Here is a 24989-nt window from a genome sequence, read left to right on the forward strand (position 1 = left end):
TCAGCCTTCCTCGGCGAGCGCGCCGACCAGGTCCGCCGTCTGCGGGTCACGCTCGGCGGTCACGGTCAGGACGGCCACGAACTGTTCGACCAGCCAGTCGCGCAGCTCCTCGACCGGCGGCTGCTTGTCCTCGTCCAGCCAGATCAGCGAGGCGGCCTCCACCGCCGTGATCCACATCCGGACCGTCATGCGCAGGCGCGGCCCCGGAGCCGAGACGCCGAGGTGGCTGTAGATGTGCTCGGCCGCGGCCCGCCGTACGCCGTCCACGATGGCCGTCGTACGGGAGGTCTCCACCACGCTGCCGCCCTGCAGCAGCGCGCTGAAGCCGGTGTCGTGCTGGTCGACGAAGGCCAGGTAGCGGTCGAGAGCGCGGGACAGGCGGGGCAGTAGAGGACCGAGCCGGGGCTCGTCGAAGCACTGCTGGAGCTCCTCGCCGGCCGACCTGAGCGCGGCCTCGTAGAGCTGCTGCTTGCCGCCGGGGAAGTACCGGTACACCAGCGGACGGGAGACCCCGGCCGCCTCGGCCACGTCGTCCAGCGACACGTCCTCCGGTGCGCGCTGCGCGAAGAGCGAGAGAGCGGCGTCGAGGAGCTGGCTGCGCCGCTCCTCGACACTGAGGCGGCGATAGGCGGGGGTGGCGGCCTGCGGGGTCATGCCAAGCAGCGTAATCGGACCGTGAAGAAGCCGCGCAGGCACGGCCGCACCCGGCGGTCCCCCCCCGTACCCGGTTCCCGCCTACGCCAGCAGTCCGGACGACTTCCACAGCCGCCGGCCCACGCCCCGCAGCACGCCGATGTCGTCCAGGAAGTCGGTGAGCCGCTTGGCGCCGGTCTGCATGACCTCCCGTCGGTGCCCGCTCGCCTTCACCTGCGCCATCGCCTCCCGCTTGTCCAGTCCCACGTTCGTGTAGACCTCGGGGTTGATGAACGCCACCGAGAACACCCGCGCGAACTCGCCGGACGTGACCCGGGTGAACTCCTGCGACCACTTCGGCGCCGTCAGCATCTGGCGTCGCAGCTCCTCACGCGCGTACCGCACGTGCCGGGCCTCCTCCACCACGTGGATGCGCGTGACGCCCCGGATCAGCGGCTGCACCCGCTCGTCCGGGAAGGTCAGCCGCTGCATCCAGTCCAGCACCTCCTCACCGAGCAGCGTGGCCGTGAAGGAGCCGGGGGTGGTGGAGATGGTCTTGAACAGCCGGCCGAGGTTCTGGTGGACCCGGCTCACCGGGTACCAGGGGGTGCCGCCGTGCGAGATCAGCCGCGCGAACATCTTCGAGTGCCGGCACTCGTCCTCGATCTCGGTGAGGGCGTACCGCACGTGCGCGCTCGTCGCCGCCTTGTCGTAGATGTGCCGGACCAGGAGCTGCATCAGGATCAGCTCGAACCAGATGCCGAGCGAGGCCAGCGCCGCGGCCTCGTGCTGGGAGAGCAGGATCCGCTGCTCCTCGCTCATCCGCTCCCACAAGGGCGTGCCGTAGAGCGAGACGAGCTCAGGCGGCCAGAACCACTTGCCCTCCTCGAAGGGCGCGTCCCAGTCCAGCTCCTTGTCCGGGTCGAAGGAGTGCTTGGCGGAAGAGACGAGCAGCCGTTCGGCCACCTGTTCGCGGTCCTTGAGCAGGCCGAGCGCGTCGCGCAGTCCGTCCAGCGCGTCCGCCTCCGTCAGGGTCGTCATGGCTCCCTCACCTTGTTACCCGGGGTACGTTCCGCTACTTATGAGACTGCCTGTCAGCAAGCCCGTCAATCCCTTGCGCAGGACTTGTTGACTCGGCGTCTACGTGTGAGCCTGCGAAGTATGCCGACGCATGACCTGTACACCGACGAGCCGGGAGACTCCCCCTGGCAGGTGCCCGCGAGCGGGGCGGCCAGGTTCAGCTGGGAGTACGACGAGGGCCGTGACCGCCTGCTCGCCCTGTACCAGAAGGGCAAGGACAAGCAGTGGGACGGGCAGCGGCGCATCGACTGGGAGCTGGAGGTCGATCCGTACGACCCGCTGGGCACACCCGATGAGGCGATGTCCCTCTACGGCACCCCTCACTGGGACAAGCTCACCGACCGGGACAAGGGCGAACTGCGCAAGCACTACGCCTCCTGGCAGTTCAGCCAGTTCCTGCACGGCGAGCAGGGCGCGATGATCTGCGCGGCGCGGATCGTCGAGTCCGTGCCCGACATGGACGCCAAGTTCTACTCGGCGACCCAGACCATGGACGAGGCCCGGCACGCCGAGATCTACGGCCGCTTCCTGCACGAGAAGATCGGGATGCTGTACCCGATCAACGACAACCTCCAGTCCCTGCTCGGCGACACCCTGCGCGACAGCCGCTGGGACATGCCCTACCTCGGTATGCAGGTCCTGATCGAGGGACTGGCGCTCGCCGCCTTCGGCATGATCCGGGACACCACCAACAAACCGCTGCCCAAGCAGATCCTCGCCTACGTCATGCAGGACGAGGCCCGGCACGTGGCCTTCGGCCGCATGGCCCTGCGGGACCACTACAAGCAGCTCACCGACGCCGAACTGCGCGAACGCGAGGAGTTCGTCATCGAGGGCTGCTATCTGATGCGGGACCGGCTGCGCGGCGTCGAGGTGCTGGAGAACTTCGGCATCCCGCGCGCCGAGGCCGAACGGATCAGCGAGAACTCCGAGTTCCTGCGGCTCTTCCGCAAGCTGCTGTTCAGTCGCATCGTGCCCTGTGTGAAGGACATCGGCCTGTGGGGCAAGCGGCTCCAGCAGGCCTATGTCGACATGGGCGTCCTCGAGATGGGCGACTCCAGCCTGGACCTGCTGATGGCGCAGGACGAGGAGATCGCCGAGCGGCTGGACGCCGAGCGCTTCGCCGTGGAGGAGCGGGAACGGGTGGCCGAGGTGGGGGAGGCGATCGAGGCGGGGGCGGCCGAGGCCTGAGGCGCACCTCGGGTGCAGTACCGTTCTGGCGTGTCCATGCCTCCACCCCCTCAGCAGCCGCAGTACCCGTACGGCCAGCAGGCCCCCGGGCCCTACGGTCAGCAGGCCCCGGGGCCCTACGGCCAGCAGCCTCAGCAGGCTCCGCCGGCCCCGGGCCCGTACGGCTCCCCGTACCCGCAAGCGCAGCCATACCCACCGCAGCCCCACCCCCAGCAGCCCTACCCCGGCTGGGGCGTGCCGCCGATGGGTCCGCCCCCGAAGAAGCGCGGGCCCGGTCTGGCGCTGGGCATCGTGGGCGGGGTCATCGGCCTCGTCGTGCTCGGCTCCGTCGGCGTCGGGGCGGTGCTCGAGACCGGCTTCCCCGCCGCCGAGAACAGGCTGGCCCTGCCCCACGGGCTGCTGGAAGGGAAGTACGAACTCGCCGAGGACCTCTCCGACACCGAGGGGCAGAAGGTCGAGGACGAGGCCGACGGCGCCTGGGACGCCAAGGACATCAGCGCCGTGGTCGGCCGCTACAGCCCGGGCGGCGACGACACCAAGGGGATGCTGCTGGTCTCCGGCATGTACGGCCGGTTCAAGAACGAGGCGGACGTCCGGAGCGGCATGCTCAAGGGCGCCGGCGAGGCCGACGGCGTGACGGTCGCCGAGCCCGCGCGGGACGTCACCCCGGCGGGCGCGGACGTCACCGTCTCCTGCGAGGTGCTCACCCAGAAACAGGCCCTGGTGACGATCACCTACCCGGTCTGCACCTGGGCGGACGGCAACACGGCGGCCGTGGTGGGCGAGGTCGACCTGCGGCGGAAGGACTCCGCCGACATCGACCTCGACACCGCCGCCCGCAACACCCTGAAGATCCGCTCCGAGATGATCAGGCCGATCGGCTGAGCCGCTCCGCGACCGCCGGAGGAGGCCCTCCGGGGTGTCCGCCGTGGCGGCCGGCGGTGCCCCGGTACCCCCGTCTCACAGGCCGAGAACCGCCCGCATCACGTCCTTCGCGATCGGTGCCGCGTCCCCGCCGCCACTGATCTCGCCCCGGTCCGCCGACGCGTTCTCGACCACCACCGCGACCGCGACCTTCGGTTCCAGGTCGTCATCGGCCTGCGCCCAGGAGACGAACCAGGCGTACGGCACACCGGCGTTGCCGAGGCCGTGCTGGGCGGTGCCGGTCTTGCCGCCGACCGTGGCGCCGGGAATGGCCGCGTTGGTGCCGGTGCCCTCCCGGACCACGTCGGTCATCAGCTCCATCAGCCGCGCGGCCGTCGACGGGCGCATCACCTGCCGGTCCGGCCGCATCCCGCCGCCGGTGAGCGTCTCACCGCCCCGGCGGGTGGTCGACTCCACCAGATACGGCGGCCGCAGCCGGCCGCCGTTGGCGACGGCCGCCGCCACCATCGCCATCTGCAGCGGAGTCGCCCGGGTGTTGTACTGCCCGATCGACGACAGCGCCAGCTGCGCCTTGTCCACACGGGTGTCGAAGGTGCTGGGGGAGACGGCGAAGGGGACGCGCAGCCGGGTGTCGTTGAAGCCGAACGCCTGCGCCGTGGCCGACATGCCCGGAACCCCGACGTCCACGCCCAGCTTGGCGAACACCGTGTTGCACGACCACTTGAACGCCTCCCGCAACGAGGCGTTCCTGCAGCCGTCGGCCTCGTTGGTCAGCCGGGTCCTGGTGCCGGGCAGCCGGTAGGGGTCGGGGGAGCGGGTGAGCCCGTCCAGGTCCCGGACCACCCCCGCGTCCAGCGCCGCCGCCGCGGTGACCACCTTGAACGTCGACCCCGGCGGATAGGTCTGCCGCACCGCCCGGTTGAGCATCGGCTTCTCCGGGTCGTGGTTGAGCCGGGCCCACGCCGAGGCCGCCGCCTCACTGTTCCCGGACAGCTCGGCGGGGTCGTACGACGGAGTCGACACCAGCGCCAGGACGCGGCCCGTGGCCGGCTCGATCGCGGCCACCGCGCCCTTGCGCCCGTGCAGCCCGTCGTACGCCGCCCGCTGCGCGTTCCGGTCGAGGGTGGTGACGACGTTGCCGCCCGGATTGGCGCCCCGCGTCACGTCGTTCCACAGCGGCAGCGGCGCCAGCATCGGGTCGGCGCCGGAGAGCACCCCGTCCTCCGCGTCCTCCAGGTAAGTGGTGCCGTAGAGCTGCGAGGCGTGGCCGGTGACCGGGGCGTACAACGGGCCGTCGCGGTAGGTGCGTTCGTAGCGCAGTTGCTCACCGGTGTCCGTGGAGCCGGTGACCGGCTCGCCGCCGACCAGGATGTCACCGCGCGGCTGCTGGTAACGGGCGATCGTGGCGCGGCGGTTGGCCGGGTTGTTCTCGTAGGAGCCGGCCTGGAACACCTGCACCCGGGCGGCGTTGACCAGCAGCGACGTCAGCAGCAGGGCGCAGAACGCGGAGGCGTGCCGGATGTACCTGGTCATGGTCAGCCCACCGCCGTACTCGGTCACGAGGCCCCCTGCCCGCCGTGCCCGGTGAACGGGTCCGGCCTGTCACCGTGCCCGGTGACCGGGTCCTGCCCGCCGCCGTACCCGGTCACCCGGTCCTGCCCGCCGCACTCGGTCACGACGCCTCCTGGCCGTCGTACTGGCTGCGGGCCGAGTCGCTGACCCGGATCAGCAGCGCCACGATCGCCCAGTTGGTGACGACCGAGGAACCGCCCTGGGCGAGGAACGGCATGGCCATGCCTGTCAGCGGGATCAGCCCGGTGACCCCGCCCGCGATCACGAACACCTGCAACGCCAGGATCGAGGCCAGCCCGACCGCCAGGAGCCGCCCGAACGGCTCGCGCAGGGCGAGACCGGCCCGGTAGCCGCGCTCCACCAGCAGCGCGTACAGCAGGAAGATCGCGGCGAGGCCGGCCAGGCCCAGCTCCTCCCCGGCCGTCGCCAGGATGAAGTCCGACTTGGTGGCGAAGCCGATGAGTACGGAGTGGCCGAGCCCCAGCCCGGTGCCGAGGACCCCGCCCGCCGCGAAGGCGAACAGGGACTGCGAGAGCTGGTTGGGGCCCTGCCCGGCCTCGATGGTGGCGAACGGGTGCAGCCAGTCCTCGATCCGGCCGCCCACGTGCGGTTCGAGCCGGCCGACGGCGACCGCGCCGAGCACGGCGAGCAGCAGGCCCACCGCGATCCAGCCGGTGCGGCCGGTGGCGACGTACAGCAGGACGACGAAGAGACCGAAGAAGAGCAGCGAGGTACCGAGGTCCCGCTCCAGGACCAGCACGCCGACGCTCAGCAGCCAGATCGCCACGATCGGGCCGAGCACCCGCCCGGTCGGGAACTGCATCCGCCACAGCCGTCGGCCCGTGTAGGCGAGCGCGTTGCGGTTCGCGGCCAGATAGGCGGCGAAGAACACCGCGAGCAGCACCTTCGCGAACTCACCCGGCTGGATGGAGAACTGGCCGATCCTGATCCAGATGCGGGCGCCGTTCACCGCGGGGAAGAGGATCGGCAGCAGCAGCGCGACGAGGGCGGCGACCACACATACGTAGGCGTAGCGCTGCAGCGCCCGGTGGTCGCGCAGCATCAGCACGACGAGGATGAACAGCCCCACGCCGAGCGTCGACCACACCAGTTGGGCCGGTGCCGCCCGGTCGCCCGGGGTCTCCAGGTCCAGCCGGTAGATCAGCACCAGACCGAGCCCGTTGAGCAGCACGGCGATGGGCAGCGGGAGCGGATCGGCGTACGGCGCCCGCTTGCGGACCACGAAGTGCGCGAACAGGGCGAGCACGCCGAGCCCGGCACCGTACCCGGCGGCCCCCGGCGGGACCGTGCCGCTCCTGGCCAGACCGACGGCGCAGTAGCCGTACACGGACAGCAGGACGGCCAGCACGATCAGCGCGAGCTCGACGCCACGGCGCCGGGGCAGGCGTGCGCCGTGCGCGGGTGCCCGGGGCTCGGCCACGGCGGTTCCGGCCTTGGTCATGCCCGGAACTTACCCAAACAGGACAGTCCGGGCGGGCAGGCGCCCCGGCCGGGCAGGAGCCCCGGGCCGCGGGGCGCGCCAGGAGCGCGGGGCCGTGACGTCAGCGGCTCCGCCGCGCGGGCCCGGCCGGCCTCGGACGACCCGCGGCCGGCGGGCATCCCGTGGCCCCGAGCTCTTCCAGGCCCTACGCCTCGGGCAACGTCAGCCTCGCCACCGCGCCCCCGTCCACCGCGTTGCCGAACGCCAGCCGGGCGCCCAGCACCTCCGCCTGCCCGACCGCGATCGTAAGCCCCAGCCCGTGGCCCTTGGCGCCGCCCTCGGTCCGGAACCGCTGCGGGCCGTGCGCCACCAGGTACTCCGGATAGCCGTCCCCGTGGTCCCGCACCGTCACGACCGGACCGTCCACCGTCAGTGTCACCGGCGCCCGCCCGTGCTTGTGCGCGTTCGCCACCAGGTTGCCCAGCACCCGCTCCAGGCGCCGCCGGTCCGTCTCCACCCGGGCGTCCCGCACGATCCGCACCTCGGTGTCCGTTCCCGAGGCCCGCACCACCCGCGCGGCCAGCGCGCCCAGCTCCTCGAAGTCCAGCTCGCGACGCTCCCGCCGGGTGTCCAGGCGGGAGATCTCCAGCAGGTCCTCGGTGAGCGTGCGCAGCGCCGCCACCCGGTCCCGGACCAGCTCGGTCGGCCGGCCCGGCGGCAGCAGCTCGGCCGCCGCGTGCAGCCCGGTCAGCGGGGTGCGCAGCTCGTGCGCCACGTCCGCGGTGAACCGCTGCTCGCTCAGCAGCTTGCTCTGCAGCGACGACGCCATGGAGTCCAGCGCGGCCGCGACCACGGCCACCTCGTCCTGCGGCCGCGTCGGATCCTTGGTCCGCGGGTCGTTCACCCGGGCGTCGAGATCGCCCGCGCTGATCCGCCGGGCCACCCGCGCGGTGCCGTTCAGCCGCCGCGTCACCCGGGTCACCGCGAACGCGCCGACCAGCACCGTCGCCCCGATCGCCAGCGCAGACGACCACAGGATGGAGCGGTCGAGCCCCGCGATCGTCCGGGCCTGCTGCGAGTAGTCGACCTCCACCGCCAGCGCCCGGTGGCCGTTGGCCGGACCCGCCGCCCACATCGTCGGCCGCCCCAGGTGCGAGGAGACCATCGTGCCGCGCTTCCCGGCCACCGCCAGCGCCCGCAGCCGCCCGGGCAGCCCCTCGGGGTCCAGCCCCGCACCCGGCAGCAGCGCGTCCCCGGCCTCGTACGCCGCCGTCGCGTCGTCAAGCCGGGACAGCGCCAGGTCACGGGCCCGACCGACCGTCTGGTTGGTGACCGACACATGCACCAGCACCCCGAGCAGCGCCGCCAGCGCACAGCTCATCACCGTGATGAACGCGGCCGCCTTCACCGCCAGCGCCCCGGCCCACCGGGGCAGCGCGAGCCTCATGAGCCGCTCGCGGACGCGCCGGGGGAGGCCGACGGAGACGGCTTGCGGTCGTGCGGGACCCTGCCGGTGCGCAGGAACTCGTCCCGGGAGAACACCATGGCGCGCCGGTCCGGATCCCAGATCCAGGTGGTCCGGTACTCGTACCCGGCGATCCCGGCCGGGGAGCGCTCGATCAGGGCCCGGCCGGCCAGCTCCACCCCGATGATCGCGTCGTTGTCGGCCAGCACCTGCACCAGCCGGTGCTTCTCGACCGTGTAGACCCGCACCGCCGTCTGGTTCGTCGGGTACAGCCGGAAACCGAGCGTCATGTCGTCCCGGCCGTCCCCGGTCAGATCCCGGTAGTACGCCCTGAGCAGCGGACACCGTGCCCGGACCCCGCCCGGCTCGCACTCGCGCACCCGGTCCACGGTCGCGTGGTACGCCCCCTTCGACCCGTAGTCGTCCGGGTGCGCGGCGATCTCCGCCCGCACCACGTCCACCGGATCGACCTTCCGGATGTCGTCGCCGGGCACCGCGATGCCCTTGACGGTCTCCCGGGTCGCCACGGCGTACGGGTACGCGGGGCTGGAGGCCGGCCGCAGATCCGGCCAGAGCCGCGCCGGGCTGACCGCCGTCGGTGTCGCCCCGGCGCCCTCGAGCCCGCCCCGGTCCCCGCAGCCCACCGCCGCCACCGCCAGAAGGGCGACGACGGCCGCGGCACGGGCGGTGCGACGGGCTGGCCTGTGGGCTGGCACGGGGCTCCAGGTGCTTCAGGGGACGGTGAGGGCGACGGTGACGACCGAGGCCGGTACACCCTATTCGCAACTCGTAGGAAAGTCCTTTTTGCGCACTCGCCTGCCCGACGGGGCCCCGCCCGGACCCCACCCGGACCCGCCGTCCGAGGCCGACGTTGTTCTTGCCGTCACCGCGCCCGCCTGTTCCCATGGTCAGGGGGTGATGCACGCATGAGCGGCACGAGCGGCATGGGCGGCGAGGGCGGCATGAACGGACTGCGCGTGGTGCCGGCCCGGCAGCAGGGCCACGAGCGCCTGTACGTGTGCGGACCTGACGGAGCGAACGTCGCCTGGTACGACCGTGACACCGGCCGCGTGAACCTGATCGCGGCGGACCGCGAGGCGGACGTCATGGACGCCCTCAAGCCGTTCCTGACCGGCCCGGTGACCGCGGGCCCGCCCCCGGTGCCCACCCCCGCCGAACTGGCCCGGCTCACCCTCCACCCCGACGACGATCTCGCCCCCAACCGCCCCGGCGAGGCCCTGCTCGTCGCCCTCGACCGCGACCCCGGCCCCGCCCACCGCCTCCGCCCCGACCCGCGCCGCCGAGCCCTGTCCGCCGAGCAGACCGCCGGCGAGGCCCTGGACCGACTGGAGGGCGCCGGCTGGCACGCCCTGCACTCCCTCCCGCTCCCCGGCGGCGACCGCATCCACCACCTGCTCATCGGCCCCGGCGGCCTCTTCGCCGTACACGCCCTGTACGCCCGCAAGCAGCGGGTCCTGGTCGCCGACCCGATGATCACCCTGGGCCGCCGCGACCCCGAGCCCGTCCTGCGCCGCCTCCGCGCGGACGCCGACCGCGCCTCCCACGCCCTGACCGCCGAGGTCCGCCCCCTCCTGGCCCTCCTGGACCCCGCCGACATACGCACCCCCACCCCGCCCCGGGGCGTCCGCATCCTCCGCACCGCGGACCTCCCGACCCTGGCCCGCCTGGGCGCCGTACTGAAGCCGGCCGACGCCGAGGCCCTCCACGCGATGGCCCGCGACAGGAGAACGTGGGCGAGCCTGTAGCCGGGCACCTTGATCTTCCACCCCGGGCACCGGCCTCAGGGCAGCCGCCCGATCCTCCGCCCCGGGCACCGGCCTCAGGGCAGTCGCCCGACCCCCCGCCCCTCCACCAGCCCCCTCATCAGGTCCCCCGACTCCCGCACCCGCTCCACGACCTCGCCCGCCATGAACTCCAGATCCTCCGCCCCCCGACAGCCCTCCACCTCCCCCCAGGTCACCGGCGTGGAAACCAGCGGAGCGACCCGCGCCCGCACGGTGTACGGCGCCGCCGTCGTCTTCCGCCCCGCGTTCTGACTCCAGTCCACGAACACCTTCCCCGGCCGCAGGCTCTTCGTCATCCGGTGCACCACCAGCCGCGGCATGGCCAGTTCCGCCTCCACCGCCAGCGCCTTCGCGTACTCACTCGTCCGCTCCGACGAGCTACCCCGCACCGCCGCCAGCAGATGCAGCCCCTTCGACCCGGCCGTCTTCGCGTACGCCTCGATCCCGTCCGCCGCCAGCCGCTCCCGCAGCCACAGTGCGACCTCGCAGCACTGGACGATCGTCGCGGGCGGCCCGGGATCCAGGTCGAAGACCAGTCGGTCGGCCTCCTCGGGCGACTGCACCAGCCACTGGTGCGTATGGAACTCGGCGACCAGGTTCGCCGCCCACACCAGGCTCGGCAGGTCCCGCACCACCACCATCCGCGCCGGCCCCTCCGACCGGGGCACCTCGGCGGTCATGACCCAGTCGGGCGTACCCGGCGGAACGTTCTTGGTGAAGAACACCTGCCCGTCCGGCCCGTCCGGATAGCGCAGCAGGGACACCGCCCGGTCCCGCAGATGCGGCAGCATCACGTCGGCGACGGTCGCGTAGTAGTGCAGCAGCTCCCCCTTGGTGAAGCCGGTCTCCGGATACAGCACCTTGTCCAGGTTGCTGAGCGAGACCCTGCGGCCCTCCACCTCTGTGATTGGCGTCATAGGATGACAATCCCAGACAGACCCCCGCATATCGCTACACAGCACACGCAACGCCCGATCGGAACGGAGGCCGCGGCACGTGCGATCCATCTGGAACGGCGCCATCTCCTTCGGACTCGTCAGCATCCCGATCAAGCTGGTGAACGCCACCGAGAGCCACGCGATCTCCTTCCGCCAGATCCACACCGAGGACAGCGGCCGCATCCGCTACCGCAAGGTGTGCGAGCTGGAGGACCGAGAGGTCAGCCAGGCGGAGATCGGCAAGGCGTACGAGGACGCCGACGGCACGATCATCCCGATCTCCGACGAGGACCTGTCCCACCTCCCGATCCCGACCGCCCGGACCATCGAGATCGTCGCCTTCGTGCCGGCCGACCGGATCGACCCGCTCCAGATGGACGCGGCGTACTACCTCGCCGCGAGCGGACCCCCGGCCGCCAAGCCGTACACCCTGCTGCGCGAGGCCCTGAAGCGCAGCAACAAGGTCGCCATCGCCAAGTACGCCCTGCGCGGCCGGGAACGCCTGGGGATGCTGCGCGTCGTGGGCGACGCCATCGCCATGCACGGCCTGCTCTGGCCGGACGAGGTACGCGCCCCCGAGGGCGTCGCCCCGGACGGCGACGTCACCGTCCGGGACAAGGAACTCGACCTCGCGGACGCCCTGATGGACACCCTCGGCGAGGTCGACCTGGAGGACCTGCACGACGAGTACCGGGAGGCGCTGGAGGAGGTCATCGCGGCCAAGGCGGCCGGCGAGACCCCGCCGGAGGCCCCCGAGCCCGCCCAGGGCGGCAAGGTGCTGGACCTGATGTCGGCCCTGGAGAACAGCGTCCGCGCCGCCCGCGAGTCCCGGGGCGCGCGACCGGCCGCCGGGAAGACGGAGGAGGCCGAGGTCAGACCCCTCACCCGCGGCCGTTCCGCCCCGAAGGAGACGGGCGGCAAGAAGTCGACGGCCACGACCTCGAAGAAGGCGCCCGCCAAGAAGACCGCGGACTCGAAGAAGTCCACGGCCAAGACCACCGGGAGCGCGAAGAAGACCACGCAGGCGAGGACGACGTCCGAATCCCCTGCCAAGTCCACATCCAAGTCCAGTGCCAAGTCCGCCACTTCGGCCAAACAGACGGCGAAGAAGACCCCGGCGAAGAAGACGGCCTCCAGTAAGCGCTCGGCCTGACGGCGGGGCGGGAGCGGGTCCGCGGCAGGCCCGGGGCAGGGAATGGACCGGTATTCCCTCCCCTGAGGTGGGACGACTCGGGCACGATGTGGGCGTGACTTACGTGGTGACCGTGACCATGGCCCCTGCCAAGGGCGCTCCGGAACTCGACGCGCTGCAGCGGGAGGGCGTGATCTTCCTGCTGCGGAGAGGGTTCGACTCGCTCGAAGCGGTCGAGGGGCCGGACGGCATGGAGATCGAGCTGATGGACGACGTCATAGCCGCCCATCCCGGAGGTGCGCTGCTCAAACTGTTCGTGGAGGCCCCGGCGCTGGAGTTCGCGGAGGACGCCGCGCGCGAGGTCGTGGCCGAACTCCTGGAACGCACCGAACCGCTCGCCGAGTGGCAGATCACCCGCTGCGCGGTGGAACTGAACTCCGCGCTCCTGCAGGAGAGCCTCGACGCCGCCGACGGCCCCGACGCCCCGCCCGCCGACCCGGCGGAACGCGCCCGCCGCCACGCCGCGGCCGAACCCGCACCGGCGCAGGACCGCCTCGACCGGGCCGAGGTCGAGGCCATGCGCACCAGACTCCGCACCCTGGCGCCGACCTTGAGGGCCTTCCCCCTCGACCTCTTCGGCTTCTCCGACGACGAGGACGAACGCATTGTGTCCCGCGAAGCGGCCGAAATCGCCGCGGGCGCCCTCGTCTTCGCCATCGACCTCCTGGTGGACGAACTCTTCACCGACCTGGCAGGCCTGGAGGAGGACGGTCCCACGGTGGCCGGGAGCGACGCCACCTTCATGCTCCTGGACGACCTGCCCTCGCAGTACGCCGACGAGTACACCGTCCTCTTCGCCCGCCGCCTCACCGTCACGGCGGTCACCCTGACGGCCCGCCTCACCCAGCCCCACTTCACCGGCCCCCACTGCGTGGCCGAGGACATCCTGCTGAGAGTCCTGCTCACCCAGGCCGAGGTCACGGCCGACCTCTACGACCTCCTCACCGACGAGGTCACCACAGCCTTCGAGACCCTCACGGAAACCCTCGACGAGGACCCCACCCACGACCCCCTGGACCAAGCCCCGCCCGGAGTGGAGAACTGGTTCACCCCCTTCGACGCCGAGAGCCCCGTCCACCCGTACGCCACCAACGACGACGAGGAGTCCCTGCAGGGCCGATAGCGGTGGCCGCCGGCAGGCTGGACCCCCGGATGGGTTCCCCGATGAGCGCCGCGCCCGAAGTCGATCTAGCCTCCGAGATGAGCGCAGAGTGGATCTTCTGATGGTGCGCTCTTCTGATGGCGAGAAGGAGGAGAAATGCGCAAGCTTCGCACGGCCGTTGCCGCGGCCGCCATCATCGGTGGCGTCGGCTTCATGGGAACCGTCCCGGCCACCGCCCAGCCCATGGGAGGCGGTCACGGCGGCGGTTGCAAGTCCCACGACCTGAACATCGACATCCTCGGCGAGGTGGGCGTCGGCAACGGCGTGCTCGGCAACCTGTTCAACGGAGAGGGCAGCCCGGGCGGCCAGTTCACCGACATCGGCTCCGACTGCGGAGGCTGGTAAGACCACCTCCCAGCACACCCGAATAGGTCCGGGCACCCGGCCGACGAGGCCCACGCCCACTCCACCATCTGTGGCAGAGAGAGTCTCATCTCAAGGTGGACACCGAAGGCCCCGCACCGCTGATACCGGTCCGGGGCCTTTGAGTTCGTGAGCCGACGCGCGATCACGTAGTGCCTGCGCCCCGATCACCAGTCCTGACAAGATGGCGCCATGGAACGTGTGCTTGGAATCGGTGGGTACTTCCTGCGGGCCTCCGACCCGGCGGCTCTGAACGCGTGGTACCGCGACTGCCTGGGCCTGGACGCGGATGAGCACGGCATGTGGCGACAGGCCACCGGCCCAACGGTGTTCGCGACCTTCGAGTCCGATACCGACTACTTCGGCTCCCGCACCCAGCGAACCATGCTCAACTTCCGCGTACGCGACCTGGACGCCATGCTCGCCCAGCTACGCGCCGGAGGAGCGGACGTGGCAGACGAGACACAAGACATGGAAGGTGTCGGCCGCTTCGGCTGGGTCACCGACCCCGAGGGCAACCGCATCGAACTGTGGCAGCCCGTCTGAGGTGACTTGCCGAGGAGCGAACCTCGGCCAGGCCCGCGGTCGCGTCCGAGCGTCGAGATCGTGCCGGCCACTGAACGAAGTGACTCGACGGACGGCAGGACGTAGCCGACCGGATCATCGGGGACTGCTCCGCGAGCGCTGGTCGCCTCGGTGTCCTGCCTCATTCCGTTCGCCGCTTGGCACGGAGCACCTCCCGGGTAGTCCCCACCAGAAAACCCGCCGCGAGCAACCCGACCACGATCGCTCCCTGCCGCACACCGTCGGCGTCGCGTCCGTCGAGGTACGCAACGCTGCGGACCTCGGTGGGGCGCGCGGGGTTGTAGGCCACGGGTATGCGCGCTCCCGGCTCCGCGGCGTTCGCTGATCCAGACGCGACATCGACATCCGCGCGTACGAGTCCGGACGGTGTGCTGAAGCGCACGGTCACGGAGGTCGCCCGGCCTTCCTCCGACCGGCCGGAGACCCCGACCACGGTCGCGTCGGTCCTCTGGCCCTGGTCCCGGAGACCCGCCAGCGCCTGGTACTCATGAGCGGCCTCCCATCCCATGACTCCGGCGGTGGTGGCGAACACCAGGAAACCCACGGCGGCCATGCGGGCTCTGGCCCAGCGGGGCGCCACCAGCCACGACTCCGGTCCGAGCCGCAGCAGTCCGGCCACCAGACGGGCCGGCGAAGGAGCGGGCCGGCTCCGGCGGCGCAACAGCCTGGAGAAGCCATCCGCCGCGGCCAGCGCCACCGCCCAGCCGAGCAGATAGAGCCACAAGGACCCAAGCGGCCCGAAGGCCATCCACACCACGATGGCCACGACGCCAGCGAGCACTCTCCACCCGCCAGGAGAGACATCCTTGTCCCGGCCATCGCCCAGCACGGATCCGCGCTCATCCATCTGCGCCTCCACACCCCGTCACGAGATGAGACTCCCCGGCTGCCGCACGGGTTGTAGAAGCACCTGGCGTCCCCGGCCGAGCGCTCCGCTCACACCGGGGCGCTCGAACTCCCGGGCGCAGACGCCGAGGTGCCTCTCGCTGGACGGCCCCGTAACCCTGGCCGGAGGCCTGGAATGGTGAGCCCGACGTCCTGGTCGGGACCCATAGGTAATCAGTGACGGGTGATCGGACTCTGATCCTGTGGTCCCAGCTCGCGCCGGTCACGGCGACGACACGCTGTCGGCGAGGGCGGCGGGACCGCCGCTCGCAGGGCAGGTGCTTGCCTTCCCCCTACTCGCCCTTCTTGTGGGTTGACCCCCAACGCCACATCACGCCCAGCAAGGCTGCACAGGAGATGACGAAGAACACCACTGCCCCAAGGCCTATCGACTGGATCACGAGTGAGCCGATCACGATGGCGATCACCAGCAGGACCGAACAGCCGACACAGCCGTAGGCTCACGAAACGAACACGGGCTCCTGGCTCATCCCCCCCAGAAGTTCAATGAGCAAGTACCGAGCATAGATCCAAGACGCCTGTGCCGGCCGGATGCACGATGCGGCTCCGGACACCAGGCTTGTCAGCCTCGGCGTCATACATGGTGCCGAGACTGCAGTCCCGGGCTGCGCGTCGCGGCCGCCCGCATGCCGTTGCAGGTGCCGCGCTTCAGCGCGAGGCGCGGCCCGCGGCAGCGACAAGCCCTGGCCCAGCGGCACCGGCGGCATCGAGGCCGCCGTCAACTGCAGGATCCCGTTCACCCACTGCTAGTTGACCTGATCTGACAGAGTGCCCCACGCTCCCATCCTCACCTCGACCACAGACCCCGGCATGCGGGTGCTCCGGGCGGCATACGCCTGCATATACGCAAAGATCCAGGCCTCAGCGTTTCCGCTGGTGACGGGGTCTTTGGGCACCTCATGCTGGGTGCCCCCGGCAGGATTCGAACCTGCGCACACGGCTCCGGAGGCCGATTGGGTGTCCGGCATCTGCGCTGGTTAGAGCTGTTCTGGGTTGGCCGGGGCCCATTCCCGTCCACGAATGGTCCACGGACCTGGAGCTCGCTCAGCGCGCGTGGTCACCGGGTCGCTGGACGGGACCGAAAGGGATCGCTGAGCACCGCAGGCCAGCTGGGTATGGGATGTCAGACCACGGCCTTGCGACGCTCGACAGTTGCCTTGATCTCCCGAGCGGCAAGCTCTGGATCTTCGTGCTCCCAGAAGCGGAGCACGATCCAACCCTGGTCCTTGAGCGCATTGGTGGTGGCTACGTCGCGGTCTCGGTTGTCCTTGATCTTCTTACTCCATGCCTCGCTGTTCTGTTTCGACGGCCGGTAGTGTTCTGGACAGCCGTGCCAGAAGCAGCCATCCACGAAGACAGCCACCTTGACCTTCGTGAATACAACGTCTGCCGTGCGCCTCAATTCCGGGATTGGACGAACACCGACCCGATAGCGGAGGCCCTTGCGGTGCAGAGCCGACCGGAGCAATAGCTCGGGCTTGGTGTCCGCTCCCTTGTTCGCTGTCATTACTGCGCGGACAGACATCGAGGTAGCGGTGGAGCTTTCAGGCAGTGGCTCATCGACGGCGAGTCCAGCCTCACGAGCCTTGCGCCAGGCATGGGCGAGATTGGCGGCGCGAGTGGCTTCGGCGACATCGCAGACGTAGCGCTCTTCGGTGTAGCCACTGACCGACCAGCGTAGATACGCCCGGATACGCCGAGTCCGTCGATAAAGCCGGAGAGTGATTGACGCCCGCGCGAATTGGCCTTTCCCAAGCGGAACTGCACGGCGATAGCGTCCGCCTGCCGCCTTATCCTGCTCCGCTGTCCGCTTGTCCCGAGACAGGCCCGACAGCGGCTTATACGCTTTTGCGGGCGGCAATCGATCGTTCCAGCCCCGCTGCGTGCCCACAGCCTCGTGTGTCATGGCTTCTCCAGGGCACCGACCGAGTTCAGGGCAGCGGCGACTGCGTCCGCGAACACCTTGCCCAGCTTCACCGGCACTGCGTTCCCGAGCTGCCGCATCTTCTCACCACGCGGGCCAGCGAGCGTCCACTCGTCGGGAAAGGTCATGACGCGCGCGGTCTCGCGGACCGTCATGTATCGATAGCCGCTTCCATCGAACGTGGGGTCGTCCATCATCATCACGGACTCGCCGCCAGGGACGCCGTGGACGCCAGCCTTGACAGTCTTGGCGGGTCGGTCAAGGAGGTTGGGAGTGTGTCCCGTATAGACCCGAGCGCCTGGCCACCCAAAGTGGTCGGAGATCACTCCGACCTGTTCCTTATTCCTGACCGCAGCCTCGCTGACGTACGGCAGGGGACGCCCCTCGAACTCGTCAACACCGTGGATCGCATCCCGGAGTGTCCGCCACGGCTGAAGGGTCAGCTTCTCTTTGATCTTCGGGTCGTCGTAGTTGAGCTTCGGCAGGTTCGCGATGGCGCGAGCCTTCGCTTCTTCCGACACTTCCCAATGGCGCGCCCAGTACTCGCCGCCCTCACGCATGGAGTGAATCAGTGCCTCGTCAGAGTGCGTGTCCTTCGGTGCGAACCGGTCCCATTCCTCTTCGTCCAGCCCGAGATCCGCCCGAAAGGCCACGATCACGACCCTCTGCCGGATCTGGGGGACCCCAAAGTCAGCGGCGTTCACGGCGTGATGCTTCACGACGTAGCGCTCGGAGGCGGGCACCGATTCGTTGGCGAGCAGCTTCTCCAGAACCTCGTTGTGCTCCTCCCACGTCGCGCCCTCCTCACGCTCGACGAAGGGGAGCCTCATCTCGTTGAGGATGTACTGGAAGTAGGGGTTGAAGGACTTCCGAAGGAGACCCCGCACGTTCTCGCAGATGACGGCCTTCGGTCGCATCTCTTGAATAGCGCGGAACATCTGCGGGAACATGTTCCGTTCGTCCTCCGTCCCCTTGGCGACGCCGCCCAGGCTGAACGGCTGGCAGGGCGGCCCGCCGGCGAGGACGTCGACCCGGCCCTCCAGTTCCTTGAAGTCGTTCTGCAGCAGGCGAACGTCACCAGGCTTCAGTGGCCACTTCCCGCCACCCGGCATCTCGTTCGCCTGGAGGGTCTCGATGGCCCGCTTGGCGTACTCGTTCACGAGCAGCGGTCGGAAGCCAGCGTTGTGGACACCCATAGCGAGGCCACCACCACCGGCGAACAGCTCGACACAGGTACCCACCTCAGGATGCTTCTCTCGCAGCTCAGACATGAGAAAACCATACCGCGGAGTTGTCGATCAAGTGAGCCCTTCCCGGATATCCGGCACCGCGCTCCCCAAGGTCACCAGATAGAGTGACGACGATCACTCGTCGCATGCGCAGGAGGCCCAGGTCGTGTTGCTGGAGAACCACGCCGAATTCAAGTTGAGCATCACCAAAGCACTCGGCGACCAGCTCGCGGCCGCGCTGGAGGAACTGACGCCCGCGCCTCTCGCTGTGGGGAACATCTTGAGGCTCCGTCCCCTGCCCGGCGTGTACCAACTGTACAAGGGCGAAGAGCTCGTCTACGTCGGTAAGGCAGACAAGTCGCTGCCCCAGCGCATCGAGAAGCACTTCCGAAAGATCTCGGGACGAAGGAACATATCCATTGAGGAAATGTCCTTCACCTGTTTGTACGTCGATGAGGACTTCGGCGCCGTCGCCCCGGAACGCCTCCTGATCAACAAGCACCGGGGGCAGGGCGAAGTGCCCTGGAACTACAACGGCTTCGGCAACAACGACCCCGGCAAGCGGCGGGACACCACCGTGGTCGAGGAGAAGCACTTCGACCGCCAGTACCCGATCGACCTGGCCTACGCCTTCCCGGACTTCATGACCGTCGACGACGGGAGCGAGGACGAATGGACTCTGGCGAAGCTGCTAACGACCGTTAAGGCCCTCCTCCCCTACGTGTTCCGTTACGAGTCCACCAAGGCGTTTGACGAGATCGGCGTCCAGCTTCCCACCGGACCTCTCACCGCCGACGAGGCGCTACGCGTCATATCCGAGCACGTCCCCGCCCCCTGGCAGGTCACCGCCCTCCCGGGATACGTGATCATGTACGGCAAGACCGAGGACTACCCCAGTGGCATGCGTTACTACCGGGCCGGCCAGGTCATCGACCCAGCCCCGGACGCCTGAGCCTGACAGAACAGACTCCACCCATCGGGCCACCTCCTCCGTTCCCTTCGCGGGACCTTCTGCCGACCACTAGCCAGGAAGTCATGGCCACCGCATACACTCCGAAGTCGTTCGACCCCCTGTCGACTGAGCAGATCGCCCACACCATCTGCGAGACCTTCGAGCGCCAGCCGTTGGTCTCCATGCTCCGCGAGATTCCCCGATTCGACGGGGCGGGGCTGTATGCCTTGTACTACCGCGGCGAGAACGTCTCTCTCTACTCGCCGTTGAGTAACCTTCAGATCCCCGTTTACGTGGGGCAGGGACGGTCAAGCAACAGCTCCACCGGCGCCAAGACGTCGGCACGATGCCCCGTCTCCGACAGGCTCAGGAAACATCGGCGATCGATAGAGGAGGCCCAACTGCCGCTGGAGGAGTTCCGGTTCCGGGCCCTCTTGCTGCCGGACGTGCACGCCAACCTGGGAGAGAACAGCCTACGCGTCGGTTACCGACCGGTCTGGAACCACACGCTAACCGGGTTCGGCGGCAACGAGCAGGGCTCCTCAACCCGCCAAAGCAAGAAAAGCAAGTGGGACACCGTGCATGACGGACGAAGTCGGACTCACGGCGGCGTCGTACACGAGGCGAACAAACTCCTGGCCATCGCCCAGGGCCATATCGCTCAACAGGTCGCCTCTTACGATGATCTGCCTTGGCACCATCCCGACACGGACACCTACGAAGACCTGGATGACTGAGCCTTCCTCCAGCACGTGATGGCCCCTGCCCTCGACTCCACGCCGAGGGCAGGGGCAATGCGGTTGTTACAGGTACAAGTAGGGGCGCTTGTTGTCGCCCCCTACTGTTTCGGGCCCGCCCCTCTGACGCGCGAAGGCCTGGACGCCGGGGAATTCCCGGCGATCGGCCCCTCGTCCTTTTGCAGGTCTGGCTCATTGAGAATCTCTGCGGCTTCCCCGATTTCAAGTTCGAAATCGAGAAAACGGTCACTGAGGTAGTATCGCTTGATCTGCCCTTTTGACCTCTAGCGCTGTAGGGGTAATTACAGGGCGCCCTGTCGCTCCTATGAAAGCAGCGCCATCATTTCGGCGCTCCTCTTTTCCTCGAGTGCTCTGCCGCGGTGCGGCGGTCTTGCGCTGTTGAGGGGGCCGCCGGTCAGCCTGGCGGTAGGGGCCCTCGCCGAGGTGTCGGAACCTGGTCTAAGGCCCAGGCTGCGCCATCAACTTAGCTAGTCAGCGGCGGTGGGTCAACGAGTCGGGCATATGGCCTCTAATGTGATGTATGCGACACTCTCCCCGCATACTGTTTCGAAGCGTCTCAAATAATGAAAAAAGTGATTCCCCTTGCGTGCTGCCGCCCCACCGCCCTAGCTTTCTAATCGCTTACTCGGAGAGGGCGGCGAACGGTGTCGTTCCGGGTTCGCGTGATTCTTTTTCGTGCCAAGGGGGAGGGCGTCTTCGAAATGGAAGACGTGATCGATTCATGCGTCGAGGCCTTGCTGGAGGACAGCGAGCGTCTAGGGCGGCTCGAACGTGACCACGTTGTGCAAGTCGCGAGCCGGCGGGGCCTCGATCCGCAGCAGCTCGATCGAGTCATCGCCGTGTTGCGTGGTCACGGGATACTTGGTGATAAAGCGGCCTGCGGGAAATCGCCGGCCTCCGATGAGGCGGCAGAATTTGAGCCCGTCGGGAGCACCGGGTCCGGCCAGATGGGATACCAATCGGGTCGGATCGGACGCCACCGCATCCTGAGCGCCGAGGAGGAGGTCGCGCTGGGGAGACGGATTCAGATGGGGCGACGCGCCGCCGCTTCCCCGGTGGCCGGGAGCGCATCGGACGACTTGGCAGAGATGGTCCGCGACGGAGACGCGGCACGCAGGACGTTGGTCAGGCACAACGTACGCCTGGCGATTGACATCGCGAAGCGCTATCTGCCGGGAGCGGGCGACTTGGAGTTCGACGACCTAATCCAGGAGGGGATTCTGGGGCTCAACCGGGCGGCCGAGAAGTTCGATCCGACGATGGGCTTTAAGTTCTCCACATATGGAAGCTGGTGGGTTCGGCAGACGATCACTCGGGCTATCGCAAACACCGGTTCCGTGGTGAGGCTGCCAGTGCACGTGCGTGAGGATCTGCGGCGTGTTAATCAATACGCGCGAGGCTTCGAGGCGCGCAACGGCCGTCCTCCCACTATCTCGGAGCTCGCTGAGGCCCTGGGAGAGAAGCCGGAGACGATCCAGGCGCTGTTGGACTACTCCGCGCCCATCATCCACCTGGATGTACCGGTCGATGACGAGGGTGGGGCCACGCTGGGCGATCTGTTGCTCGCGTCCAAGACGGAGCAGCCCGAGGACGACACCATCCAGGAGCTGTTGAAGGAGCAAATCCTCGAGACGCTTGACGCGTTGCTCTCGGAGTCGGACCCGCGGTTGATGCGCCTGCTGGTCGGGCGTTTCGGCCTTGACGGCGAGGAGCCCATGACGCTGGACGCGCTGGGCAAGGAGTTCGGTGTCACGAGGGAGCGGGTGCGGCAGCTGGAGAAGAAGCTGCTCAAACGACTGCGGGAGAGCGGAAGGCTCAGGGAGCTGACGATGGAATTCCTGGCGGTGGAGGCGGCGTGACGAAGGACAAGGTGGAAGCCCAGACTCGGTTCGTGTCCTGGCTGGACAGCAGGGTGACAGCCGAGGGCCGAGGGGACGGGGAAAGCGTGCTGGACGCGGATCCGTCGGGCGTCTACTGGTTGGGGCGGCTTGCCCCGGAGAGCGACGCGGGGGCGGTCGGACGCGAGAGGCGTATGGACCCTTGCGCGGTGGGCATGCGTGTGCGGCCCGAACATGCAGGGCCCTGGTCTTTCCGGGTCCGGGTCCGGGCCCTGGCCTGGAACCGTGTGCGCGACCCTGGAGAGAAGTGGGAGAAGACCAAGCCTGTTGATGTGGTTGTACGCGTCGACGTGGCGGCGGGTGCCGGCGGGGTCGCCTACGGGGGGCAGCAGATCGCAGAGGCCCTTAACGCTGTGGGGGCCCCGGGCTCGAGCGCCGAGGTGCGGGTGACGGACGAGTCCTGGCGCGGAGATCCAGAACTCGTCGTGGAGCTCGTCAACACCACGCCTGAAGGACCGCGACAGCGGGGCGAGCGGCACCTGTTCGAAGTCGAGTTGCGAGTGCTGGACCTCGATACTGTGCCCTTCTTCTTGGAATCACTGCCTGAGAGCTTTCGCTACGATCGGCGGTTGCCGGCCATCGGGATCAACTGCGGTGTCGCGATTCTCGAGCCTCGGGGGCTCGCTACAACCGATCAGGTCATCGTCGAGCGACACCGCCCCGAGTACACCTTCGATCGAACCGACGCGGCCGTCTTGCCGTTGACATTCGACCGTCTCTTCGGTGATCCCGTTGCCGCGCTGTCGCGTCTGGTGGATGCCTACGCGGCGTGGGGAAGCGACCACTGGTCGCCCGAGCGCCTTCGGAGCCGTGCCCATGACGAGGACTGGCAGCCGGAGATGCTTCGCCAGGCCCAGGAGGCCGCCGAAGAACACGCGGGCGAGCTGGAGCGACTGCGCGCGGGCGTGGAGGCCCTGAAGCAGGACGCCGAACTACGTCACGCGTTCGAGCTCATGAACCGCGCCATGGCCCTCGCCGCCCGCGGCCGCTACAGCGGATGGCGACCGTTCCAGATCGGCTTTGTCCTGTCTGTGCTGCCCTCACTCGTGCGCGGGGGATCGGACTGGGGCACGGTAGAGACGGTGTGGTTCGCCACCGGCGGTGGCAAGACCGAGACTTATCTTGCCTTGCTCGTGCTCGCCGCCTTCTATGACCGCTTGCGCGGCAAGCTCGCCGGCATCACCGCCTGGAGCCGCTTCCCGCTGCGGATGTTGTCCCTGCAGCAGACCCAGCGTTTCGCCGACGCGCTGGCGGCGGCCGAGGTGGTACGCCAGGACCACCACGTGCCAGGGGATCCGATCTCACTCGGCTACTTCATCGGTTCCGGTGCCACCCCCAACGAGGTCCCTACAGCGCCCACCGAACACAACCCCGTCGACGTGGACGACCCCGGTATGGCCGATCGCTACCAGGTTCTCACCGCCTGCCCGTTCTGTGGTTCCGAGGACCTGGGAATGAAGTTCCACCGCGGTGACTGGACCCTGCGCCACGTGTGCAAAGCATCTCAGTGCCGCTCCGAGGGACGACCACTTCCCGTCTACGTCGTCGACCAGGAGATCTACCGGTTCCTTCCCACCGTCGTCATCGGCACCTTGGACAAGGCCGCGCTCATCTCAATGCAAGGCGGCATGCGTGCCTTTGTCGAAGGGCCGGCAGGTCGATGCTCCCGCCCCGGCCACGGCTTCACCTATGCCAAGCGCGCCAAGCGCCCGAATGGCTGCCTGGTCCCGGACTGCCCCGGTGAGTCCAGCCCTCTGGGTACGAGGGAACGAACCCGCTTCGCCCCCTCATTCCGGTTGCAGGACGAGCTACACCTGCTGCGTGACTCCCTGGGAGCGGTCGACTCGCACTACGAGTCCCTGTTGGACGCCCTCCAGCTTGAACTCACCGGTACCACTCCCAAGATCATCGCGTCGTCGGCGACCCTAACGGGATTCGAGCGACAGGTGCGCGTCCTGTACAACCGGCCCGGGCGAGTTTTTCCCGTCCCGGGTCCCTCCGCTCGCGAGTCGTTTTGGACACGGGATACCAGCAGCCTGCTGCGTAGATTCGTCGCGGTGTGGCCGCGCGGCGTCACCCTGGAGTGGGTCTCAGACCGCACCACCACCATCCTGCAGCAGTCCGTCCGCCGTCTGGTTGATGAGCCCCAGCGTGTATGCGCCGAGGCTGACATCGACCCCTCCCACGTGCCCATGCTGCTGGACCTCTACGGGACACACGTCGTGTACGGCAACACCGTGCGGGACGTCGAAGCAGCCCGTCGATCCCTGGGTACGCAGGTACCCGTCACCCCGCTTAACGCGGCGCAGCTCACCGGCCAGACCCCGTTCGAGGAAGTCCGTGAGACCCTTCAACGTCTTCTGCGGCCAGAATCCGATTTCGACGACCGCCTTCATGTCGTGACCGCCTCCTCCATGATCTCCCACGGGGTCGACGTCGACCGCTTGAATGTCATGACGGTGCTCGGCGTGCCACTGACGACCGCAGAGTTCATCCAGGCCACCGCCCGGGTGGGACGGTCGCATCCAGGGCTGGTCTATGTCATCCACAAGGTCGGCCGCGAGCGCGACGCAGCCGTGTTCGCCCACTTCACTCCGTTCATAGAGCAGGGCGACCGGTTCGTGGAACCGATCCCCGTGACGCGTTCCAGCCGCCGCGTACTGGAATTGACCACCAGTGCGGCGATCGAGGCCCGCCGCTTGTTCGTCCACGAACCACGCTCTGCGTGGGGTCGGCTGACCACGGTTGACATGCTGCGTAAGTATGCCGCCCAAACCAGCCTGGGAGCGAGCGAGGAGGCACGGGCCTGCGCTGCGGCCCTGGGAGTCGAGGAACAGCACCACCTGGCTTTCGGTGACGTGAACCGACAGCTGGAAACGTATTTCATGCGCCTCGAAAACCCGGGCGACGGAGCCAAGTGGCCCCAGCAACTGTTGGCCCGCCCGCCCATGCGCTCGCTTCGTGACGTCGAAGCCCAGATCCCCGTCAGCGACGACTGATCGAACCGGGA

22 protein-coding genes and 1 tRNA gene are annotated in these 24989 nt (G+C 68.9%); 11 read left to right on the forward strand and 12 right to left on the reverse strand.

Annotated elements, in window-relative coordinates:
• On the reverse strand, positions 1-654 hold the full coding sequence (locus tag ACZ6B1_RS12080) for a TetR/AcrR family transcriptional regulator (RefSeq protein WP_468777225.1): 654 nt from the start codon (positions 652-654) through the stop codon (positions 1-3).
• An 81-nt stretch (positions 655-735) separates the two neighbouring features.
• Entirely contained in the window at positions 736-1674 is a 939-nt protein-coding gene (locus ACZ6B1_RS12085) for an AurF N-oxygenase family protein (RefSeq protein WP_468777227.1), read from the reverse strand.
• Between the two features lie 120 nt (positions 1675-1794).
• Here ACZ6B1_RS12085 and ACZ6B1_RS12090 point away from each other — a divergent pair, with 120 nt between their 5' ends.
• Complete coding sequence (locus ACZ6B1_RS12090) at positions 1795-2904, forward strand: ferritin-like domain-containing protein (RefSeq protein WP_468777229.1); 1110 nt, start codon at positions 1795-1797, stop codon at positions 2902-2904.
• A gap of 36 nt (positions 2905-2940) precedes the next feature.
• On the forward strand, positions 2941-3789 hold the full coding sequence (locus tag ACZ6B1_RS12095; RefSeq protein WP_468777520.1) for a hypothetical protein: 849 nt from the start codon (positions 2941-2943) through the stop codon (positions 3787-3789).
• 75 nt (positions 3790-3864) lie between these two features.
• On the opposite strand, the gene ACZ6B1_RS12100 is transcribed toward ACZ6B1_RS12095, so the two are convergent.
• The 4 genes from ACZ6B1_RS12100 to ACZ6B1_RS12115 all read right to left on the reverse strand — a co-directional run bounded on the left by ACZ6B1_RS12100 (position 3865) and on the right by ACZ6B1_RS12115 (position 8983).
• A complete protein-coding gene (locus tag ACZ6B1_RS12100) occupies positions 3865-5322 on the reverse strand; it encodes a penicillin-binding transpeptidase domain-containing protein (protein ID WP_468777231.1) in 1458 nt (485 codons plus the stop codon).
• Positions 5323-5461: 139 nt separating this feature from the next.
• Positions 5462-6823 carry an FtsW/RodA/SpoVE family cell cycle protein gene (locus tag ACZ6B1_RS12105; protein WP_468777233.1) on the reverse strand — a complete coding sequence of 454 codons (1362 nt, stop codon included), beginning with the start codon at positions 6821-6823 and terminating at the stop codon, positions 5462-5464.
• Between the two features lie 184 nt (positions 6824-7007).
• Entirely contained in the window at positions 7008-8249 is a 1242-nt protein-coding gene (locus tag ACZ6B1_RS12110) for an ATP-binding protein (protein WP_468777235.1), read from the reverse strand.
• Positions 8246-8983, reverse strand: a complete 738-nt coding sequence (locus tag ACZ6B1_RS12115) for a hypothetical protein (protein ID WP_468777237.1) — start codon at positions 8981-8983, stop codon at positions 8246-8248. The genes ACZ6B1_RS12110 and ACZ6B1_RS12115 overlap by 4 nt, the downstream gene beginning before the upstream one ends.
• Positions 8984-9229: 246 nt before the next feature.
• Here ACZ6B1_RS12115 and ACZ6B1_RS12120 point away from each other — a divergent pair, with 246 nt between their 5' ends.
• Positions 9230-10033, forward strand: coding sequence for a nuclease-related domain-containing protein (locus ACZ6B1_RS12120; protein WP_468777522.1), 804 nt, complete (start codon positions 9230-9232; stop codon positions 10031-10033).
• A 74-nt stretch (positions 10034-10107) separates the two neighbouring features.
• On the opposite strand, the gene ligD is transcribed toward ACZ6B1_RS12120, so the two are convergent.
• Positions 10108-10989, reverse strand: a complete 882-nt coding sequence (gene ligD, locus ACZ6B1_RS12125; protein WP_468777238.1) for a non-homologous end-joining DNA ligase — start codon at positions 10987-10989, stop codon at positions 10108-10110.
• 79 nt (positions 10990-11068) lie between these two features.
• Between ligD and ku the strand changes: the two genes are divergently transcribed.
• From ku to ACZ6B1_RS12145, 4 genes are all read left to right on the forward strand, one after another.
• Complete coding sequence (ku, locus tag ACZ6B1_RS12130; protein ID WP_468777240.1) at positions 11069-12163, forward strand: non-homologous end joining protein Ku; 1095 nt, start codon at positions 11069-11071, stop codon at positions 12161-12163.
• Between the two features lie 94 nt (positions 12164-12257).
• Positions 12258-13325: a hypothetical protein gene (locus tag ACZ6B1_RS12135; protein ID WP_468777242.1), complete on the forward strand. Its 1068-nt coding sequence runs from the start codon at positions 12258-12260 to the stop codon at positions 13323-13325.
• A 135-nt stretch (positions 13326-13460) separates the two neighbouring features.
• Positions 13461-13709 (forward strand): hypothetical protein, encoded by a 249-nt coding sequence (locus ACZ6B1_RS12140; protein WP_468777244.1) that lies wholly within the window; start codon positions 13461-13463, stop codon positions 13707-13709.
• A 210-nt stretch (positions 13710-13919) separates the two neighbouring features.
• A complete protein-coding gene (locus ACZ6B1_RS12145) occupies positions 13920-14273 on the forward strand; it encodes a VOC family protein (protein ID WP_468777246.1) in 354 nt (117 codons plus the stop codon).
• 160 nt (positions 14274-14433) lie between these two features.
• Here the strand turns inward: ACZ6B1_RS12145 and ACZ6B1_RS12150 are convergent, their stop codons facing one another.
• From ACZ6B1_RS12150 to ACZ6B1_RS12170, 5 genes are all read right to left on the reverse strand, one after another.
• On the reverse strand, positions 14434-15078 hold the full coding sequence (locus ACZ6B1_RS12150) for a DUF3592 domain-containing protein (protein WP_468777248.1): 645 nt from the start codon (positions 15076-15078) through the stop codon (positions 14434-14436).
• Positions 15079-15490: 412 nt separating this feature from the next.
• Positions 15491-15625 carry a hypothetical protein gene (locus tag ACZ6B1_RS12155; RefSeq protein WP_468777250.1) on the reverse strand — a complete coding sequence of 45 codons (135 nt, stop codon included), beginning with the start codon at positions 15623-15625 and terminating at the stop codon, positions 15491-15493.
• A gap of 500 nt (positions 15626-16125) precedes the next feature.
• Positions 16126-16184: transfer RNA gene (locus tag ACZ6B1_RS12160), tRNA-Ser, on the reverse strand.
• 157 nt (positions 16185-16341) lie between these two features.
• Positions 16342-17124, reverse strand: a complete 783-nt coding sequence (locus ACZ6B1_RS12165; RefSeq protein ID WP_261675619.1) for a very short patch repair endonuclease — start codon at positions 17122-17124, stop codon at positions 16342-16344.
• Positions 17121-18413, reverse strand: a complete 1293-nt coding sequence (locus ACZ6B1_RS12170) for a DNA cytosine methyltransferase (protein WP_468777253.1) — start codon at positions 18411-18413, stop codon at positions 17121-17123. Before ACZ6B1_RS12170 ends, ACZ6B1_RS12165 begins: the two co-directional genes overlap by 4 nt.
• Before the next feature lie 124 nt (positions 18414-18537).
• Between ACZ6B1_RS12170 and ACZ6B1_RS12175 the strand changes: the two genes are divergently transcribed.
• The 4 genes from ACZ6B1_RS12175 (at position 18538) to ACZ6B1_RS12190 (ending at position 24978) form a co-directional block, all read left to right on the forward strand.
• Complete coding sequence (locus ACZ6B1_RS12175; RefSeq protein ID WP_468777255.1) at positions 18538-19323, forward strand: GIY-YIG nuclease family protein; 786 nt, start codon at positions 18538-18540, stop codon at positions 19321-19323.
• Between the two features lie 83 nt (positions 19324-19406).
• Positions 19407-20060, forward strand: coding sequence for an Eco29kI family restriction endonuclease (locus tag ACZ6B1_RS12180; RefSeq protein ID WP_468777258.1), 654 nt, complete (start codon positions 19407-19409; stop codon positions 20058-20060).
• Between the two features lie 722 nt (positions 20061-20782).
• A complete protein-coding gene (locus tag ACZ6B1_RS12185) occupies positions 20783-21940 on the forward strand; it encodes a sigma-70 family RNA polymerase sigma factor (protein WP_468777260.1) in 1158 nt (385 codons plus the stop codon).
• Positions 21937-24978 (forward strand): DEAD/DEAH box helicase, encoded by a 3042-nt coding sequence (locus ACZ6B1_RS12190; RefSeq protein ID WP_468777263.1) that lies wholly within the window; start codon positions 21937-21939, stop codon positions 24976-24978. Before ACZ6B1_RS12185 ends, ACZ6B1_RS12190 begins: the two co-directional genes overlap by 4 nt.
• The last annotated feature ends 11 nt before the right edge of the window (positions 24979-24989 follow it).

The organism is Streptomyces sp. NPDC041129, from assembly GCF_055592265.1.

Bases quoted from the DNA above. Each gene is read 5' to 3' on its own strand.
- ACZ6B1_RS12080 (WP_468777225.1), bottom strand. From the start codon at position 654: ATGACCCCGCAGGCCGCCACCCCCGCCTATCGCCGCCTCAGTGTCGAG.
- ACZ6B1_RS12085 (WP_468777227.1), bottom strand. From the start codon at position 1,674: ATGACGACCCTGACGGAGGCGGACGCGCTGGACGGACTGCGCGACGCG.
- ACZ6B1_RS12090 (WP_468777229.1), top strand. From the start codon at position 1,795: ATGCCGACGCATGACCTGTACACCGACGAGCCGGGAGACTCCCCCTGG.
- ACZ6B1_RS12095 (WP_468777520.1), top strand. From the start codon at position 2,941: ATGCCTCCACCCCCTCAGCAGCCGCAGTACCCGTACGGCCAGCAGGCC.
- ACZ6B1_RS12100 (WP_468777231.1), bottom strand. From the start codon at position 5,322: ATGACCAGGTACATCCGGCACGCCTCCGCGTTCTGCGCCCTGCTGCTG.
- ACZ6B1_RS12105 (WP_468777233.1), bottom strand. From the start codon at position 6,823: ATGACCAAGGCCGGAACCGCCGTGGCCGAGCCCCGGGCACCCGCGCAC.
- ACZ6B1_RS12110 (WP_468777235.1), bottom strand. From the start codon at position 8,249: ATGAGGCTCGCGCTGCCCCGGTGGGCCGGGGCGCTGGCGGTGAAGGCG.
- ACZ6B1_RS12120 (WP_468777522.1), top strand. From the start codon at position 9,230: ATGAACGGACTGCGCGTGGTGCCGGCCCGGCAGCAGGGCCACGAGCGC.
- ligD (WP_468777238.1), bottom strand. From the start codon at position 10,989: ATGACGCCAATCACAGAGGTGGAGGGCCGCAGGGTCTCGCTCAGCAAC.
- ACZ6B1_RS12140 (WP_468777244.1), top strand. From the start codon at position 13,461: ATGCGCAAGCTTCGCACGGCCGTTGCCGCGGCCGCCATCATCGGTGGC.
- ACZ6B1_RS12145 (WP_468777246.1), top strand. From the start codon at position 13,920: ATGGAACGTGTGCTTGGAATCGGTGGGTACTTCCTGCGGGCCTCCGAC.
- ACZ6B1_RS12165 (WP_261675619.1), bottom strand. From the start codon at position 17,124: ATGACACACGAGGCTGTGGGCACGCAGCGGGGCTGGAACGATCGATTG.
- ACZ6B1_RS12170 (WP_468777253.1), bottom strand. From the start codon at position 18,413: ATGTCTGAGCTGCGAGAGAAGCATCCTGAGGTGGGTACCTGTGTCGAG.
- ACZ6B1_RS12180 (WP_468777258.1), top strand. From the start codon at position 19,407: ATGGCCACCGCATACACTCCGAAGTCGTTCGACCCCCTGTCGACTGAG.
- ACZ6B1_RS12185 (WP_468777260.1), top strand. From the start codon at position 20,783: ATGGAAGACGTGATCGATTCATGCGTCGAGGCCTTGCTGGAGGACAGC.